Origin of the sequence: Vibrio tetraodonis (genome assembly GCF_003350295.1) — a bacterium.
Lineage (GTDB): Bacteria > Pseudomonadota > Gammaproteobacteria > Enterobacterales > Vibrionaceae > Vibrio > Vibrio tetraodonis.
Genome location: NZ_QLYY01000022.1, coordinates 98,721 through 113,686, shown reverse-complemented (window position 1 = coordinate 113,686; position 14,966 = coordinate 98,721). Strand labels below are relative to the sequence as shown.

Annotated in this window: 18 protein-coding genes; 9 read left to right on the top strand and 9 right to left on the bottom strand. The window is 43.0% G+C overall.

Annotated elements, in window-relative coordinates:
- The 6 genes from DPF90_RS17140 to rplI form a co-directional block, all read left to right on the top strand.
- The coding region (locus tag DPF90_RS17140; protein WP_240314537.1) for an EF-Tu C-terminal domain-related protein at positions 1-620 on the top strand (620 nt) is incomplete at its 5' end.
- 333 nt (positions 621-953) lie between these two features.
- Complete coding sequence (locus DPF90_RS17135; protein WP_114787542.1) at positions 954-1,142, top strand: (2Fe-2S)-binding protein; 189 nt, start codon at positions 954-956, stop codon at positions 1,140-1,142.
- Between the two features lie 75 nt (positions 1,143-1,217).
- On the top strand, positions 1,218-1,694 hold the full coding sequence (gene bfr, locus DPF90_RS17130) for a bacterioferritin (RefSeq protein WP_114787541.1): 477 nt from the start codon (positions 1,218-1,220) through the stop codon (positions 1,692-1,694).
- 201 nt (positions 1,695-1,895) lie between these two features.
- Positions 1,896-2,276, top strand: a complete 381-nt coding sequence (gene rpsF, locus DPF90_RS17125; RefSeq protein ID WP_114787540.1) for a 30S ribosomal protein S6 — start codon at positions 1,896-1,898, stop codon at positions 2,274-2,276.
- A gap of 103 nt (positions 2,277-2,379) precedes the next feature.
- Complete coding sequence (rpsR, locus tag DPF90_RS17120) at positions 2,380-2,607, top strand: 30S ribosomal protein S18 (RefSeq protein ID WP_000090472.1); 228 nt, start codon at positions 2,380-2,382, stop codon at positions 2,605-2,607.
- Between the two features lie 33 nt (positions 2,608-2,640).
- Positions 2,641-3,093 carry a 50S ribosomal protein L9 gene (gene rplI / locus DPF90_RS17115; protein WP_114787539.1) on the top strand — a complete coding sequence of 151 codons (453 nt, stop codon included), beginning with the start codon at positions 2,641-2,643 and terminating at the stop codon, positions 3,091-3,093.
- 44 nt (positions 3,094-3,137) lie between these two features.
- Here rplI and DPF90_RS17110 read toward each other — a convergent pair whose 3' ends face one another.
- The gene (locus DPF90_RS17110) at positions 3,138-3,902 is read right to left on the bottom strand and encodes a DUF481 domain-containing protein (protein WP_114787538.1); all 765 of its coding nucleotides are present in this window, start codon (positions 3,900-3,902) and stop codon (positions 3,138-3,140) included.
- Between the two features lie 172 nt (positions 3,903-4,074).
- On the opposite strand from DPF90_RS17110, the gene DPF90_RS17105 reads away from it, so the two are divergent.
- Entirely contained in the window at positions 4,075-5,487 is a 1,413-nt protein-coding gene (locus DPF90_RS17105) for a replicative DNA helicase (protein WP_114787537.1), read from the top strand.
- Between the two features lie 12 nt (positions 5,488-5,499).
- Positions 5,500-6,588, top strand: a complete 1,089-nt coding sequence (gene alr, locus DPF90_RS17100; protein WP_114787536.1) for an alanine racemase — start codon at positions 5,500-5,502, stop codon at positions 6,586-6,588.
- A gap of 72 nt (positions 6,589-6,660) precedes the next feature.
- On the opposite strand, the gene DPF90_RS17095 is transcribed toward alr, so the two are convergent.
- A complete protein-coding gene (locus DPF90_RS17095; RefSeq protein WP_114787535.1) occupies positions 6,661-7,086 on the bottom strand; it encodes a secondary thiamine-phosphate synthase enzyme YjbQ in 426 nt (141 codons plus the stop codon).
- 296 nt (positions 7,087-7,382) lie between these two features.
- On the opposite strand from DPF90_RS17095, the gene pgi reads away from it, so the two are divergent.
- The gene (pgi, locus tag DPF90_RS17090; protein WP_114787534.1) at positions 7,383-9,035 is read left to right on the top strand and encodes a glucose-6-phosphate isomerase; all 1,653 of its coding nucleotides are present in this window, start codon (positions 7,383-7,385) and stop codon (positions 9,033-9,035) included.
- 65 nt (positions 9,036-9,100) lie between these two features.
- On the opposite strand, the gene DPF90_RS17085 is transcribed toward pgi, so the two are convergent.
- The 7 genes from DPF90_RS17085 to DPF90_RS17055 form a co-directional block, all read right to left on the bottom strand.
- Positions 9,101-9,997 (bottom strand): TIGR03899 family protein, encoded by an 897-nt coding sequence (locus tag DPF90_RS17085; RefSeq protein WP_114787533.1) that lies wholly within the window; start codon positions 9,995-9,997, stop codon positions 9,101-9,103.
- Between the two features lie 314 nt (positions 9,998-10,311).
- Positions 10,312-10,755 carry a DUF3299 domain-containing protein gene (locus DPF90_RS17080; RefSeq protein WP_114787546.1) on the bottom strand — a complete coding sequence of 148 codons (444 nt, stop codon included), beginning with the start codon at positions 10,753-10,755 and terminating at the stop codon, positions 10,312-10,314.
- 437 nt (positions 10,756-11,192) lie between these two features.
- A complete protein-coding gene (locus DPF90_RS17075) occupies positions 11,193-12,452 on the bottom strand; it encodes an ABC transporter permease (RefSeq protein WP_114787532.1) in 1,260 nt (419 codons plus the stop codon).
- Positions 12,449-13,156: an ABC transporter ATP-binding protein gene (locus DPF90_RS17070; RefSeq protein ID WP_114787531.1), complete on the bottom strand. Its 708-nt coding sequence runs from the start codon at positions 13,154-13,156 to the stop codon at positions 12,449-12,451. Before DPF90_RS17070 ends, DPF90_RS17075 begins: the two co-directional genes overlap by 4 nt.
- 54 nt (positions 13,157-13,210) lie before the next feature.
- Positions 13,211-13,960 carry a zinc uptake protein ZrgA gene (zrgA, locus tag DPF90_RS17065; protein ID WP_114787530.1) on the bottom strand — a complete coding sequence of 250 codons (750 nt, stop codon included), beginning with the start codon at positions 13,958-13,960 and terminating at the stop codon, positions 13,211-13,213.
- 75 nt (positions 13,961-14,035) lie between these two features.
- Positions 14,036-14,335 (bottom strand): DUF2607 family protein, encoded by a 300-nt coding sequence (locus DPF90_RS20640; RefSeq protein WP_114787529.1) that lies wholly within the window; start codon positions 14,333-14,335, stop codon positions 14,036-14,038.
- A gap of 77 nt (positions 14,336-14,412) precedes the next feature.
- Positions 14,413-14,961, bottom strand: a complete 549-nt coding sequence (locus tag DPF90_RS17055; RefSeq protein WP_114787528.1) for a YtfJ family protein — start codon at positions 14,959-14,961, stop codon at positions 14,413-14,415.
- Between the last annotated feature and the right edge of the window lie 5 nt (positions 14,962-14,966).

Genomic DNA, 14,966 nt, shown 5'->3' with positions numbered 1-14,966 from the left:
TTGTAGAACTAGCAGAAGCGCTAGATTCTTACATTCCAGAGCCAGAGCGTGCAGTAGACATGCCGTTCCTAATGCCGATTGAAGATGTATTCTCAATCCAAGGCCGTGGTACAGTAGTAACAGGTCGTATCGAGCGTGGTATCCTAAACGTAGGTGACGAAGTTGCTATCGTAGGTATCAAAGAGACGACTTCAACGACTTGTACAGGTGTTGAAATGTTCCGTAAGCTTCTAGACGAAGGTCGTGCGGGTGAGAACGTTGGTGCCCTACTACGTGGTACTAAGCGTGATGAAGTAGAGCGTGGTCAAGTACTAGCGGCTCCAGGTTCAATCACTCCACACACTAAGTTTGAGTCAGAAGTCTACGTACTGTCCAAAGATGAAGGTGGTCGTCACACACCATTCTTCAAAGGCTACCGTCCACAGTTCTACTTCCGTACAACTGACGTAACTGGTAACATCGAGCTACCAGAAGGCGTAGAAATGGTAATGCCAGGCGATAACATCAAGATGACTGTAGAGCTAATCGCACCAATCGCAATGGACGAAGGTCTTCGTTTCGCGATCCGTGAAGGTGGCCGTACAGTAGGTGCTGGTGTTGTTGCTAAGATCTTCGATTAATTCTCAAGAATTTAACGAAATCTTGCATTGTTTTCTTCTTGTATGAAGAAAGCAGGCATCGAGAAAAAGAGAAGCCTAAGCTTCTCTTTTTCATTATCTGGTTATAAAAAAAATCGTTTTATTTTCATCTCTAGTGTCTCCCCTTAGTCTTTATTGTTCCGTTAATTCAAAGAGCTAGATTTAATCTAGAAATAAACAGCCTCTTTGATTCGCTGGTAAGTATTCTTGTCGTCAGTTCTTACTGTTTTTATATAACAAATCATTCTTAGCGTATTTTTTACATTATTGGTAATAATAGTAATTATCGTTTGTGTTTGTTTTATGGTTTTTATTATGTATGTTTGTCTATGTCATGGTGTATCTGACAAGAAAATCAAACAATTGATTTTGGAGGAAGGTGTAACAGATATAAAGCAGATAAAGAAATGCACCGCACTTGGTAGCCAGTGTGGCAAATGCGTAAAAATGGCCAAAGAAATTCTAACCGAAACCGGAACGATAGAATACTCAGAAGCTAGCTGAGGATAGTTTTATTGTCTTTGACACCCCTTGAATTGGTTCTACAGTTTAAATTGGACCAACAGGAGGCGGTATGTCATGAAAGGCGATCCCATCATCATTCAACATCTCAATAAAATTCTCGGCAATGAATTGGTTGCGATAAACCAATACTTTCTCCACGCACGAATGTACAAGGATTGGGGGCTAAAACATTTAGCCGACAAAGAATATCATGAATCCATTGATGAAATGAAACATGCGGATCATTTGATAGAGCGAATCCTTTTTCTGGAAGGCATCCCTAACTTACAAGACCTTGGCAAACTCATGATTGGTGAAGACACCAAAGAGATGCTTGAATGCGATCTTAAACTCGAGATGATGGCTATTCCGGATCTCAAGTCTGCCATAGCGTATGCTGAAGACAGCCATGATTATGTATCGCGCGACTTATTTCAAGAAATCCTAGAGGATGAAGAAGAACACGTTGATTGGTTAGAAACACAACTGGGCCTGATTGAAATGACAGGTATACAAAATTACCTTCAAGCTCAGTATGTTGACGAAGAGTAACTCCACAATTCCATCCTAGTGTTAAAAGCAGCCTAAACGATCATCTTTTGATGGTTGGCTGCTTTATTATTTTCCTTGCTTAAATAGCTTTGTTTCTGTACTATTCGTGCTCCTTAATCTCAGTCAATTATCTTTAGTTCCTTGCTTCCTCTGGATGACTGAGCCATTTGTGGAAGCTGAATAATCCGTAAGGAGCAACCAATGCGTCATTACGAAATCGTATTCATGGTGCACCCAGATCAAAGCGAGCAAGTTGCTGGCATGATCGAGCGTTACACTGGTTCAATCACTGAAGCTGGCGGTACTATCCACCGTCTAGAAGACTGGGGTCGTCGTCAACTGGCTTACCCAATCAACAAGCTTCACAAAGCTCACTACGTTCTTATGAACGTTGAAGCTGACCAAGCTGTAATTGATGAGCTAGAAACTGCGTTCCGTTTCAACGATGCAGTTCTACGTAACATGATCATGCGTACTAAAGCGGCTATCACTGAGCAATCTATCATGCTTAAGCAGAAAGAAGAGCGTGCTCCTCGTCGCGAAGAGCGTGCTGAAGCTAAGCCAGAAACAGCTGCTGAGTAGTTGATACTCAGATTTAGTACTCAGCCTAGTTAGAGCCAAGAATTTATTCTGACCCTAACCTAGGCAGATAACTTTACTCAAATTTAAGATCAGGAGATAGCCCATGGCTCGTTTCTTCCGTCGTCGTAAATTCTGCCGTTTTACTGCAGAAGGCGTACAAGAGATTGATTACAAAGACGTAGCAACTCTTAAAAACTACATCACTGAAGCTGGTAAAATCGTACCTAGCCGTATCACTGGTACTAGTGCTAAATATCAGCGTCAGCTAGCTCGCGCTATTAAGCGTTCTCGCTACCTAGCTCTACTACCGTACACTGATAAGCATCAGTAATCGGTTCGTTTTATTAAGAAAGAGGATTAAACAATGCAAGTTATTCTACTTGATAAAATCGGTAACCTAGGTGGTCTTGGTGACACTGTAAATGTTAAGTCTGGTTACGCTCGTAACTTCCTTATCCCTCAAGCTAAGGCAGTTATGGCAACTAAAGCTAACGTTGAAATGTTCGAAGCACGTCGTGCTGAGCTAGAAGCTAAAGTTGCTGAGCAACTTTCTGCTGCCCAAGCGCGTGCTGAGAAAGTTAACGCTCTTGAAGCGGTTGTTATTGCTTCTAAAGCTGGTGACGAAGGTAAACTGTTCGGTTCTATCGGTACTCGTGACATCGCTGACGCAATCACTGCGGCTGGCGTTGAAGTAGTGAAAAGCGAAGTTCGCCTTCCAGAAGGTGCACTACGTAACACTGGTGAGTTCGAGATCAGCGTACAACTTCATTCTGAAGTATTCGCGACAGTAGCTCTTCAGGTTGTTGCTGCTGAGTAATTCAGTATCAAAGTATAAAAAGCACCTTCTAGAAGGTGCTTTTTTTATATAGAAAATAAAATATTGATTGAGAAGATGCTATCAGCATTTTGCAGACCTTCGGGAACCCGATCATGATACTGCCGAGAATAGGAAACTTTTAACGCTATATGTTCTGTTATGCTGTTTGTTGCATTAAGGTCAGTATCCGTTCTCACATTGCTATCACCGGCTACGAGTGTAACTGCCGCTGATAAATTCAAGCTTTTGGTGATATGCCAGTTACTTTTGACATGACCACGAAAGATAGCTTCTTGAACGGTTTCATCAAAAACGATGTCATCGTCGTCAATTTCATCAGTATTGGGCTCTTGATAGCGATAGCCTGGTCCAAGCTCGAGTTCAAGCAGAAACGTTTCTGTGTTGTAGAACTGGTAACCTAAACCACCAGAGAGTGTATAGTCTTTAAAATAAGCGCTATAACGTGAATCAACACCTTGAAAGTTACTGTAAAGGTACGTTTTAGGCCCAAGCTTGTAGTCACTCTGTGCTAAATACGTTGACTGTTTTTTGTCTTCTTCGCCATCTTTGTACAACTGGTAATATTTCCATTCTCCTGTTGTACGGTGACGTCCTGATAGATACTCAGCGCTTAACCTTGAGTTGACCGAACGTGAGTCAGAATTTCCCGTGTGCGATTGATAACCAAACTCTATTTCGCTCTTCCAAGGGGAGGGGACGTCAATCTTGTTTTGGCTTTGTTCTGATTCATCTGCATAGACGACTGAGCTGAGCAGTAGGCTAGTCGTTATGAGCCCAAGTTTTGTCACTCACTGCCTCTTTTTAATCATTGTATTAGGTGAATAGTAGAGAGTTTTTATATAATTTCAGTCAGTTCTAAGTTAATTCTATATGAGATGGATTTAAACCCCTTGTTAAATACAGACATCAGGTTCATTCTAGCTATAATGAGCGATCACAATTTTGTTGTTGAGCAATAGCATGGCAGATTTTAAAACAGACAATCGTAATAAAAAGCCAACCGACGCCCAAGTAGACGCAATCAAAGCGCCTCCTCATTCTATCGAAGCGGAACAATCCGTTATTGGTGGCTTATTACTTGATAACGAGCGTTGGGATACTGTGGCAGAGCGTGTTGTTGCTAAAGATTTCTATAGTCGCCCTCATCGCTTGATGTTTGAGGCGTCTCGAATGATTCTTGAAGAAAGCAAGCCGCTCGATTTAATTACTTTGTCAGAGTACCTAGAGCAGCGTGAGCAATTAGATGACGTTGGCGGATTCGCTTACCTTGCTGATTTGGTGAAAAATACACCGAGCGCGGCGAATATTAATGCCTATGCTGACATTGTTGCAGAACGTGCTTTGACCCGAGACTTGATAGGTGTTGCAAATGAAATTGCGGATGCCGGTTACGACCCTCAGGGACGCTCTTCTGAAGATTTGCTGGATATGGCGGAAAGTAAAGTTTTTGCCATCGCTGAATCAAGGGCCAGTGATAGCGACGGTCCGCAAAATGTCGAAAGTATCCTTGAAAAAACGGTTGAACGGATAGAAATCCTATATAAATCACCCCAAGATGGTGTCACTGGTGTGACAACAGGATTTACCGATCTAAATAAGAAAACCGCAGGTCTGCAAGGTTCTGATTTGGTGATTGTCGCCGCACGTCCTTCTATGGGTAAAACAACTTTTGCAATGAACTTGTGTGAAAACGCAGCGATGGAGCATGATAAACCTGTACTCATCTTTTCTTTAGAAATGCCATCAGAGCAGCTTATGATGCGTATGCTCGCGTCACTTTCGCGTGTTGATCAGACTAAGATACGTACTGGTCAAATAGATGATGAAGATTGGCCTCGTATTACTTCTGCTATGGGTTTGTTAATGGAGAAGAAAAACATCTTTATCGATGATAGTTCAATCTTAACCCCAACAGACCTGCGTTCAAGAGCTCGGCGAGTTGCTCGTGATAATGGTGGTTTGTCGATGATCATGGTTGACTACCTTCAGCTGATGCGAGTGCCGTCTCTCACTGAAAATCGAACCTTAGAAATTGCTGAAATATCCCGCTCACTGAAAGCGCTCGCGAAAGAGCTGAATGTGCCTGTTGTTGCTTTGTCTCAGCTCAACCGTTCATTGGAACAAAGAGCAGATAAACGTCCGGTGAATTCTGACTTGCGCGAATCAGGCTCTATTGAACAAGATGCTGACTTGATAATGTTCATTTATCGAGATGAAGTTTATAACCCAGATAGCCCGATGAAGGGAACGGCAGAAATTATTATCGGTAAGCAGCGAAACGGCCCGATAGGCTCAGTTCGACTGACGTTTCAGGGGCAATGGTCTCGTTTTGATAATTATGCAGGTCCTGCATTTGATGTGGATGATGAATAACCTATGAGTTATATGAAAGCCGCAACTGCGTGTGTCGATTTAGGTGCATTAAAGCACAATCTTAACCAACTCAAATCCCAAGCTCCCAACAGTAAGATCATGGCAGTGGTGAAAGCCAATGGGTATGGTCATGGCCTGCGACATATTGCCACCAACGCCGAGGGTGCTGATGCCTTTGGTGTGGCTAGAATTGAAGAAGCACTGCAGCTGCGCGCTAGTGGTATTGTAAAGCCAATCTTACTTCTCGAAGGCTTTTATTCAGCAGGTGATTTAGCCGTGCTGGTGACTAATAACATTCAAACGGTTGTGCACTGTGAAGAGCAGCTGAATGCATTGGAAGCGGCGACCCTTGATACTCCAGTCGTAGTCTGGCTCAAAATCGACAGTGGAATGCACAGGCTCGGCGTGAGACCAGAGCAATACCAAGAGTTCATCGCTCGTTTGAAAGCCTGTCCTAATGTAGCCAAACCGCTGCGCTATATGAGCCACTTTGGTTGTGCTGATGAATTAGATAAACCAACCACGACTGAGCAGACTGAATTATTTATGTCTTTAACTCAGGGCTGTGAAGGGGAGCGCTCTCTCGCTGCCTCGGCTGGTGTTTTGGCTTGGCCTGAAAGTCAATTGGACTGGATACGCCCTGGCATAATTATGTATGGCGTGTCACCGTTCGGGGACAAAACGGCGGAACAAATGGGTTACCTACCCGTGATGACTCTAAAATCCCACTTGATTGCTGTGCGAGAGGTTAAGGCTGGAGAAAGTGTCGGATACGGCGGGGTATGGACTTCACCTAGGGATACAAAGGTCGGGGTAATAGCAATAGGTTATGGCGATGGCTATCCAAGAATGGCGCCCAATGGAACCCCAGTCTTAGTCAATGGTCGTAAAGTCCCTGTCGCCGGCCGAGTGTCCATGGACATGTTAACCGTTGACTTGGGGCCAGATGCAGTTGATAAGGTCGGTGATGAAGCTGTTCTATGGGGTCGAGATCTGCCTGTGGAAGAGGTGGCTAACCATATAGGCACCATTGCTTATGAATTAGTGACCAAGCTCACTTCGCGAGTTGAAATGGAATACCTAAAAGCCCAAAAAAGCTAACCGTTTCCTTATCACCGTTTTATATCCAGATGACAGTCAGCAATAGCTCCTTTAGTTGGAGCTATTGTCTTTTCAGGCTTTTTCACCTTGCAAAGTGGCGATAATGTTACGATTTCCAGCCAGATCTCTGTGCTCACCTAAATAGATACCTTGCCAAGTTCCAAGTGCCAATTGACCATCTTTAATAGGAATATTGACGCAATTTCCCAAGATAGACGCTTTGATATGTGCTGGCATATCATCATCCCCCTCATAGGTGTGTTGATAATACTTGGCTCTTTCAGGAACAAAGTGGTTAAAATGCTGCTCCATATCGTGGCGCACCGTCGGATCTGCATTTTCATTTATGGTCAAACTTGCGGAAGTATGTTGGATAAATAACTGTAATATTCCCACAGAAATTGATGCTAATTCCGGTAATTGTTGTTCTATTTCATCGGTTATAAGATGAAATCCACGTACTCTCGCTGTGAGTCGAATGGTTTGTTGGCTCCACATACAGCCCCCTCTAAAATCTATTTGGCAAATGACATCATTATCGGTATCGTTATGCGTCAATGTTGTTTTAAGTCGACAAGCTTAATTAGTGTCTAATGTGATTTGACTCAATAATCTTATTGTGTGACTGAGTCATAATGTCGACCTGAAAATTTATTACAAGTTTTTGTTCACTTGTTTAGCTTTGAGAACAGAACTACTTTTGCTTAATTGGGACTGCTACTGATCGCAGTTTTCCTCACTATCATGACCAAACCAAGTAGAATTGTATCTACTCTAACACTGGGAACGTCACAATGTTGAAAAATATTAATCCAACACAAACACCAGCCTGGAAAGCGCTTACACAGCACTTTGAGTCAGCACAAGATATGGATCTAAAGGAGCTATTTGCTCAAGATGAGACACGCTTTGAGAAGTTCTCTGCTCGATTTGGCTCTGATATTCTCGTCGACTACTCAAAGAACCTAATCAACGATGAGACACTCAAGCATTTATTTGCATTGGCAGACCAAACTGAGCTTAAGTCGGCGATTAACGCTATGTTTGGTGGTGAGGCTATCAACAAGACTGAAGGTCGCGCCGTATTACACACCGCGCTGCGCAATAGAAGTAGCAATCCTGTGTTGGTTGACGGTGAAGATGTCATGCCTGCGGTCAATGCAGTGCTGGATAAAATGAAGTCTTTTACTGATCGCGTCATCGGCGGTGAATGGAAAGGGTACACAGGCAAAGCAATCACAGATATTGTCAATATTGGCATTGGTGGTTCTGATCTTGGCCCTTATATGGTCACAGAGGCCTTGGCACCGTATAAAAACCACCTTAATCTGCACTTTGTATCGAATGTGGACGGTACTCATATCGTTGAGACGTTAAAGCCATTAAATCCAGAAACCACGTTGTTTTTGGTTGCTTCCAAAACCTTTACAACTCAAGAGACTATGACGAATGCTCATACTGCTCGTGATTGGTTCCTCAAATCGGCTGGTGACAACCTTCATGTTGCCAAGCATTTTGCCGCGCTTTCTACCAATGCAGAAGCTGTGTCTGAGTTTGGGATCGATACCAACAATATGTTTGAGTTTTGGGACTGGGTAGGTGGTCGTTACTCGCTTTGGTCAGCGATTGGTCTCTCGATTGCCCTTGCTATTGGTTTTGACAATTTCGTTGAGCTGCTTGAAGGCGCGCATGAAATGGATAACCATTTTGCCTCGGTAGAACTAGAGGATAACTTACCTGTCATTCTGGCTCTGATCGGCTTGTGGTACAACAACTTCCATGGCGCTGAGTCAGAAGCAATTTTACCTTATGATCAATACATGCATCGTTTCGCTGCCTATTTTCAGCAAGGTAATATGGAATCAAATGGTAAGTATGTTGATCGGGATGGTAAAGCTGTCATCTATCAAACAGGACCTATTATTTGGGGTGAACCAGGCACTAATGGTCAGCATGCTTTTTATCAGTTGATTCATCAGGGAACAAAATTAATCCCTTGTGATTTTATTGCGCCTGCACTTAGCCATAATCCCTCTGGCGATCATCATCAGAAATTGATGTCTAACTTCTTTGCTCAAACTGAAGCACTAGCTTTTGGTAAGAGTGAAGCTGCTGTACGAGAAGAATTTGCAAAAGCGGGTAAGAGTGAAGAACAAGTTGCAGATCTGATTCCTTTTAAAGTCTTTGAAGGTAATCGCCCTACAAACTCTGTATTAGTCAAGCAAATCACGCCTCGTACATTGGGCAATCTTATTGCAATGTATGAGCACAAGATTTTTGTTCAAGGTGTTATCTGGAATATCTTTAGCTTTGACCAGTGGGGGGTGGAGTTAGGTAAGCAACTTGCCAACCAAATTCTACCTGAACTTGCTGATGAGTCAGAAGTGGTGACACACGATAGTTCAACCAACGGACTGATCAATGCTTTTAAAGCTTTTAAAGCATAAGGTCTAACCTTGATTAATAACGCCAGCTAACTATCTGGCGTTTTTATACCGGCATATCAATCTGATCAGACAGTATGGTCAATACTACCTTGGGAGTCTGTATGAGCGATGAATTTTTGGCTCAGCAGGGAAACCAATTGATCATAATATTGCATGTTTGGTTTGTTACCCAGCAGTTTACATAATTCATTACCCGTAGGACTAAAACGATAGTACAGCAGGCGAACACCTTTAGCATGAGCTTGCAGTGACAGTTGCTTACCTTGGTAATTAAGTGGCAATGGAGAGTCTAATTCTATCTCTCCAGACTCAAGTTCGGTTCCATGCATTAAACCAAGTTCAAACAAAACTAGCAGACTTGAATAGGGAAGTTGGAAGCTACCAACATTGATATTGCCGGTAATGTTACGTTTACCAAAGCTAAAAATCCCCCCTTGTGCACGAAAGCCGATTAAGAGTTTACGGCTAGTATCTCCCCCAAAACTGCAGGCTAGAGCAGCCGCTCTTTGTAATACCTGTGCTTCTTTAGGCGACATATCTTTGAGCGTTTTCAGTGCTTTCATCGAGGTAGAACCTGGGTTAGTTACCTCACGCTTGAGAACTTGAGCCCAAAGGCGCTGCATGGAAGGGTTGTAAACTTCTTGTGCCATATTGAAAAAGCGTTGTAACCAATCATGGTCAGGATCGCCTGCCGTTTCATTTTTACATGATAGATGGGCAAGTTTCAGGATTTGCTCAAGATTTTTTTGCTGTAGTTCTTTTTGTCGTCGCTCTCGGACTAGGGCTCGTTCCAGCGCCGTCTTTTCAGGTGTCTCCTTTTGCAACAGTGCATCAAGCCCATGAGAATGGGCGATGCTCATAATTCGGCTAGCGCTATCCTTGATGTAATTAGGTTTTTTCTCATGTCGAGATTCAGAGTTTGACTCATGATCGATAACCACGGGTTTTTGCTTCTCGGACATGTGAATACCTAGGGCCTATGGACCGCAATAGAAACGAACATCCCTTAAATCTACCTCTTAACAGGCTTATCTGCCAGAGCAACTCTGTGAGCAACCTTTGAAAATTGATTCTATGCCAAATGATAATAACTTGTTAAAATTGTTATGGATGCTTGGGGGGCTATATGAAGTTTTTAAATGATAATAAACTAAGAAAGCACCTATCAATTACCCTATTGTTTCTCGTATATCTGGCTGTATTAGTCTATTTGTCTAAATACGTGTGAGCAAAGCGGATAATTGACAGGTTGTATTCATGTTATGACATGTACTTTTTAGTAGTCATCGTATTCTTCGATACTGGTGCCTTCTAACATATAACCAGTCTCCGCTAATTCATGACTCATGGTGACCGTCTTCAGTTTTCCCACCACATAAATGACATCCCATAGCTGTTGTACCGGCGCCCCTTTGGGTAATTTAACATATACGATTTGATTTGGTGGCGGTGGTGGCACATGTATACATGCCCCAAAATAAGGAACGAGTAGAAACTCGGTCACTTTGTTAGCATCGCCCTCTAATGGAATAACAAACCCAGGGATTTTGACTGAGCTACCGTTAAGATCCTGACGTACTTTACCCGCTAGAGATTGCTTGGCGGCGCTGCCAGAGTGATTTTGAACAGGCATGCCTTGAGCGTTGAACTGGTTGCGTTCGCTTTTGGGGATCAAGTCTATCCAATCTAGTTGAAGAACACCGCCTTTCTTATTGTCCACAGCCTTGTTCTGATCGTTTTTGTTTTCGGCCTTTTGTTTTTGTTCAGCAGAAACTTTGGGCGGCGTTTGTGTGGCGTCTTGCTCAATATTCTTATTGTCTGCAATCTTGCTTTCGACCTTTTGTTTTTGTTCAGTAGAAACTTTGGGCGGCGTTTGTGTGGCGTCTTTCTCAATATTCTTATTGTCTGCAATCTTGCTTTCGACCTTTTGCTTTTGTTCAGCAGAAACTTTGGGCGGCGCTTGTGTGGCATCTTGCTCAATATTCTTATTGTCTGCAATCTTGCTTTCGGCCTTTTGTTTTTGTTCAGCAGAAACGTTAGGAAACTTTTGTGTGGTTTCTTGCGCAATATTGTTAGTATTGTCTTCCTTGAAACTCGCCAAGCTTACTACCAATGAAGTTGCTACAACAAAAAGAATAAGTAATTGTTTTTTCATAGTTAAACTCGAATTGTCATCCCATCACTTAGTGATTGTTTATAGGCGCGAAAGGCCGGTATGAAGCCTATTACTGTACCTGCTAGTTGCACAGCTGCAAGAAGCTTCCACTCGTAATGAGATAAGGCGACCATTTCAATATTAATTCCATAATTTTGTTGGATGAAAGGAGTAATACTTGCCAATACACCATACAGTATGGTGACTCCAGCGACCAAACCAAGCAAGGTAAGCGTACTAGCTTCGAGAACAAGTAGGGACAGTATATGTCTTGGCCTTGCGCCCATCGCCCGCAAAATAGCCATTTCGCGGCGACGTTCTTGCAGGCTAGTCAGTAAACTTGACAGCATCCCGAGAAGTCCCGCAATAACAACAAACACAGAAATGACCATGAGTGCTTGCTCTGCAACTGACATCATCCCCCAAAGTTCATGTAATGCCACGCCAGGAAGAATGGCACTTAAAGGCTCTTTTGGATAGGTGTTGATTTGTCGCTGTAATGAAAAAGCTTGAATTTTGGACTTTAAGCCGATGAGCATTGCAGTGATTTGCTTTGGCTGAAAATTCTGCTTTTCCAATTGCTGGGCACTTGGTGTGTTACCAAGGTGGGCTCCTGATTCCCAACCTACATGAATAGCTTCAATTGCCTCAAGTGATACGTGTACGGTTTTATCAACAGGGGTTCCTGTTGGTGCAAGTATGCCAACTACTTTAAATGGCAGGTTGTCATGCCGACTGAATCCAACATCACTGATCCCATGAGCAATAATAATTTCAGTCCCGATTTGGTATCCCAGCTCACGTGCTACGTCTGAGCCGATAACGGTCTCGAACAGACCTGAGAACTTTCTACCTTCTGACAATTTTAATGGGGATTTTTTCCCATAGCGGTAATGTTCAAAATAACTATGGTTGGTTCCCATAACCCGAAACCCTTTGTGAGAGTCCCCCAAAGAAATCGGAATTGCCCATTTTACTGCTCTGTGCTGACTGAACTCTTGATAACTTTTCCAGTCGATATTATTTGTGGCGTTACCAATTCGAAATACAGAATATAGGAGTAAATTAACTTGGCCTGAACGACCACCAACGATGAGGTCGGTACCGGAAATAGTATTCGCAAAACTGCTTTTGGCTTGAGTACGAACGCGCTCGACACCAAGTAGTAATACTACCGATATCGCAACCGTCATGATCGTTAACATAGCGGTGACTCGGCGGTTGCGGACGCTCTTCCAAGCAAGCATAAGTGTTGGGCTCATGATGTCACTCCTGCTCGATTAATTTCATTAAGGTGTAGAGTTCGATCAAACATACTTTCTAAGGTTGGATCGTGACTGACAAACAAAAGGCTTGCTTGTGCTTGTTTGATCTGATCCATCAAAAGCTCGATAAAAGCAGAGCGATTGTCATAGTCCAGCGAGGAAGTCGGCTCGTCGGCAATGATTAAAGCAGGTTTGCCAATTAGTGCTCGCGCCGCGGCCACCCGTTGCTGTTGACCAATACTTAATTCAACCACGGGCTTATGCATTAAATCACTCGGCAAGTGAAGGCTGTTGAGTAGGTCTTTTGCCTCGTTGGTCATAGGTTTGTCCAGTTTGGATTTTCGCAACTTGGAAAACTGACAGGGAAGAGTGACATTTTCAATCACGCTAAGGTAAGGCAACAGGTTAAATTGTTGAAAGATATAGCCAATATTATTGGCACGGAATGTATCTCGTTGGCTACCAGACATTTGTACCAAGTCTTCTCCCAGTACACTTAGTTTTCCAGTATCGATAGTCTGAATACCAGTCAAAAGCCCCAGTAAGGTTGATTTTCCACAGCCACTTGGACCTTTGATAAATAGATGCTCTCCTTCTTGGACAGATAAACTATCTATATTCAGTGTTGGCGTTTGGTTGCCCGGCCAAGTAAAGGACACTTGCTCCAGCTCTACTACGCCGTGATTAGTATTTTTTCTCATCGGACATAACCTGAACAGATAAGCCTGAAGGGTATACCTTCAGGCTAATGAGTTTTAAAGTGAAATCTTAGTCGTGCTAGGAGATAGTTCTAGGGCCGTCTGGGCCTTATCCGTTAGTAGATTAACACTGATTGACTTTGTCGATGGAAAGTGAGTAAACCATTGGGTATTGATAGATGAGAGAGCATCAAGATTGTCACACTGGTAGTGGTATTCAACCGCAAATTCTCCATGCCCACCCTCATGATCATGATGATGTTCTTCGTGCTTATGTTCTTCTTCATGATCATGATGACCTTCGTGACCATCGTGACCATCGTGACCATCGTGACCATCGTGACCATCGTGACCATCGTGACCATCGTGACCTTCGTGACCATCGTGACCATCGTGACCATCGTGACCATCGTGACCATCATGACCATCATGACCATCATGACCATCATGACCATCATGACCATGTTCATCATGTTCATCCGAACTCAAAGTATTGGTGACAGATTGATGCATGATTTTGCATCCAGCACTGGCAGTCAGAGCAAATAGAGAATCAGCATTTTCTAGTTTTGCGATGGTTTGCTCTAATGCTTTTTGTTGCTGCTCATTTTTAGGCGCATGCTCAAAGCCTAATACATCAGCTCCAGGTGCATGAATTTCCATGAGTAACTCATCACCATCTTGGGCAATATTGAGTTCTACGTGACCATGCTCGTGGGCTTCATGCTGGCGAAACTCTTCATCGGCTAAGGCTGAAGTACTTAAAACTAGGCTAATAATTGTTGCGACTTTTGTAATGGAATGCATTGTAAATCCTAATCAATGGTAAATTAAAAATGGGGGCTGTGTTTTGAGACAACCGATTGTATGACATTTCTTTGCTTAGATTAGGTTCACTGGTGGAGAACGAGCGAGGTAACTAAAAACAGTTTGCTCATATAAAGCATAATATTGGCCCAAGCCAAAAATATGGGTTGAGGGATTATTCGATACTGTGATCAGAGGATGGTTAAAGCCATGCTGTAAACAGGAAAAAAGTTGGCAGTGGTGCTCATCATGGTGGTTTGTACTGAATTGATACTGATGGAAAATAAAAGCCCAACTCATCCAGAGCACGAGCACGATTGCAATCACAGTCAGTGTGCTTGAATGTCGCGTTGGTGTTCGATGAGGTTGAGTCATAGCGCTTAAAGTCGTGTTTAATGTTAAAGTTGTTATGTTATAACAACTAGGCTGCAAGCGCTATGTTCAAATTTGTATTAAATGTTGTCTTTGATTAAAGATAGAACTTGCTCAATTTCGCTTTGGTTTAGCGCGCCTTCCTTGACGAAAAGAACTTTCCCTTGTTTATCTTGTACAATAATTGCCGATGATTCTTCCTGTAGATCCCAAGCTCCAGCCACTTTGCCATCTTCATCGAGTACCATAGAAGACCAAGGGAAATCTTTTTTGCTATCTTCCGCTGAAGACTTTACAAAAGAGCCTGTTCCCCAGATAGCATCATCTTGATTGATGATCGACGTGGTTTGATAGCTGTCCTGAGCAAACTTAGAATCTGTAATAGCTGCCATGAGTGGTTGGTTGAGAGCTTTTGAACTGCTGCGGCCTGCAATGGCCTGAATGACTCTTACTTTGCCGAGCATATCTTGAGATGACCACTCTTGATAACTAATGTCATCTCCTTTAACTAGGATCTCGCCGTAATTTTGAACTTCAACCAGAGGCAATGCCTGATCGACTTTGATGTTGTGTGCTGAAGCTGTAAAACTGCATGCCACCGCTAGGGCAACCAGGGTTTTTATTTTCATTTTGT

Coding starts and splice junctions, on each gene's coding strand:
- DPF90_RS17135 (WP_114787542.1), top strand. CDS start 954: ATGTATGTTTGTCTATGTCATGGTGTATCTGACAAGAAAATCAAACAA.
- bfr (WP_114787541.1), top strand. CDS start 1,218: ATGAAAGGCGATCCCATCATCATTCAACATCTCAATAAAATTCTCGGC.
- rpsF (WP_114787540.1), top strand. CDS start 1,896: ATGCGTCATTACGAAATCGTATTCATGGTGCACCCAGATCAAAGCGAG.
- rpsR (WP_000090472.1), top strand. CDS start 2,380: ATGGCTCGTTTCTTCCGTCGTCGTAAATTCTGCCGTTTTACTGCAGAA.
- rplI (WP_114787539.1), top strand. CDS start 2,641: ATGCAAGTTATTCTACTTGATAAAATCGGTAACCTAGGTGGTCTTGGT.
- DPF90_RS17105 (WP_114787537.1), top strand. CDS start 4,075: ATGGCAGATTTTAAAACAGACAATCGTAATAAAAAGCCAACCGACGCC.
- alr (WP_114787536.1), top strand. CDS start 5,500: ATGAAAGCCGCAACTGCGTGTGTCGATTTAGGTGCATTAAAGCACAAT.
- DPF90_RS17095 (WP_114787535.1), bottom strand. CDS start 7,086: ATGTGGAGCCAACAAACCATTCGACTCACAGCGAGAGTACGTGGATTT.
- pgi (WP_114787534.1), top strand. CDS start 7,383: ATGTTGAAAAATATTAATCCAACACAAACACCAGCCTGGAAAGCGCTT.
- DPF90_RS17085 (WP_114787533.1), bottom strand. CDS start 9,997: ATGTCCGAGAAGCAAAAACCCGTGGTTATCGATCATGAGTCAAACTCT.
- DPF90_RS17075 (WP_114787532.1), bottom strand. CDS start 12,452: ATGAGCCCAACACTTATGCTTGCTTGGAAGAGCGTCCGCAACCGCCGA.
- DPF90_RS17070 (WP_114787531.1), bottom strand. CDS start 13,156: ATGAGAAAAAATACTAATCACGGCGTAGTAGAGCTGGAGCAAGTGTCC.
- zrgA (WP_114787530.1), bottom strand. CDS start 13,960: ATGCATTCCATTACAAAAGTCGCAACAATTATTAGCCTAGTTTTAAGT.
- DPF90_RS20640 (WP_114787529.1), bottom strand. CDS start 14,335: ATGACTCAACCTCATCGAACACCAACGCGACATTCAAGCACACTGACT.
- DPF90_RS17055 (WP_114787528.1), bottom strand. CDS start 14,961: ATGAAAATAAAAACCCTGGTTGCCCTAGCGGTGGCATGCAGTTTTACA.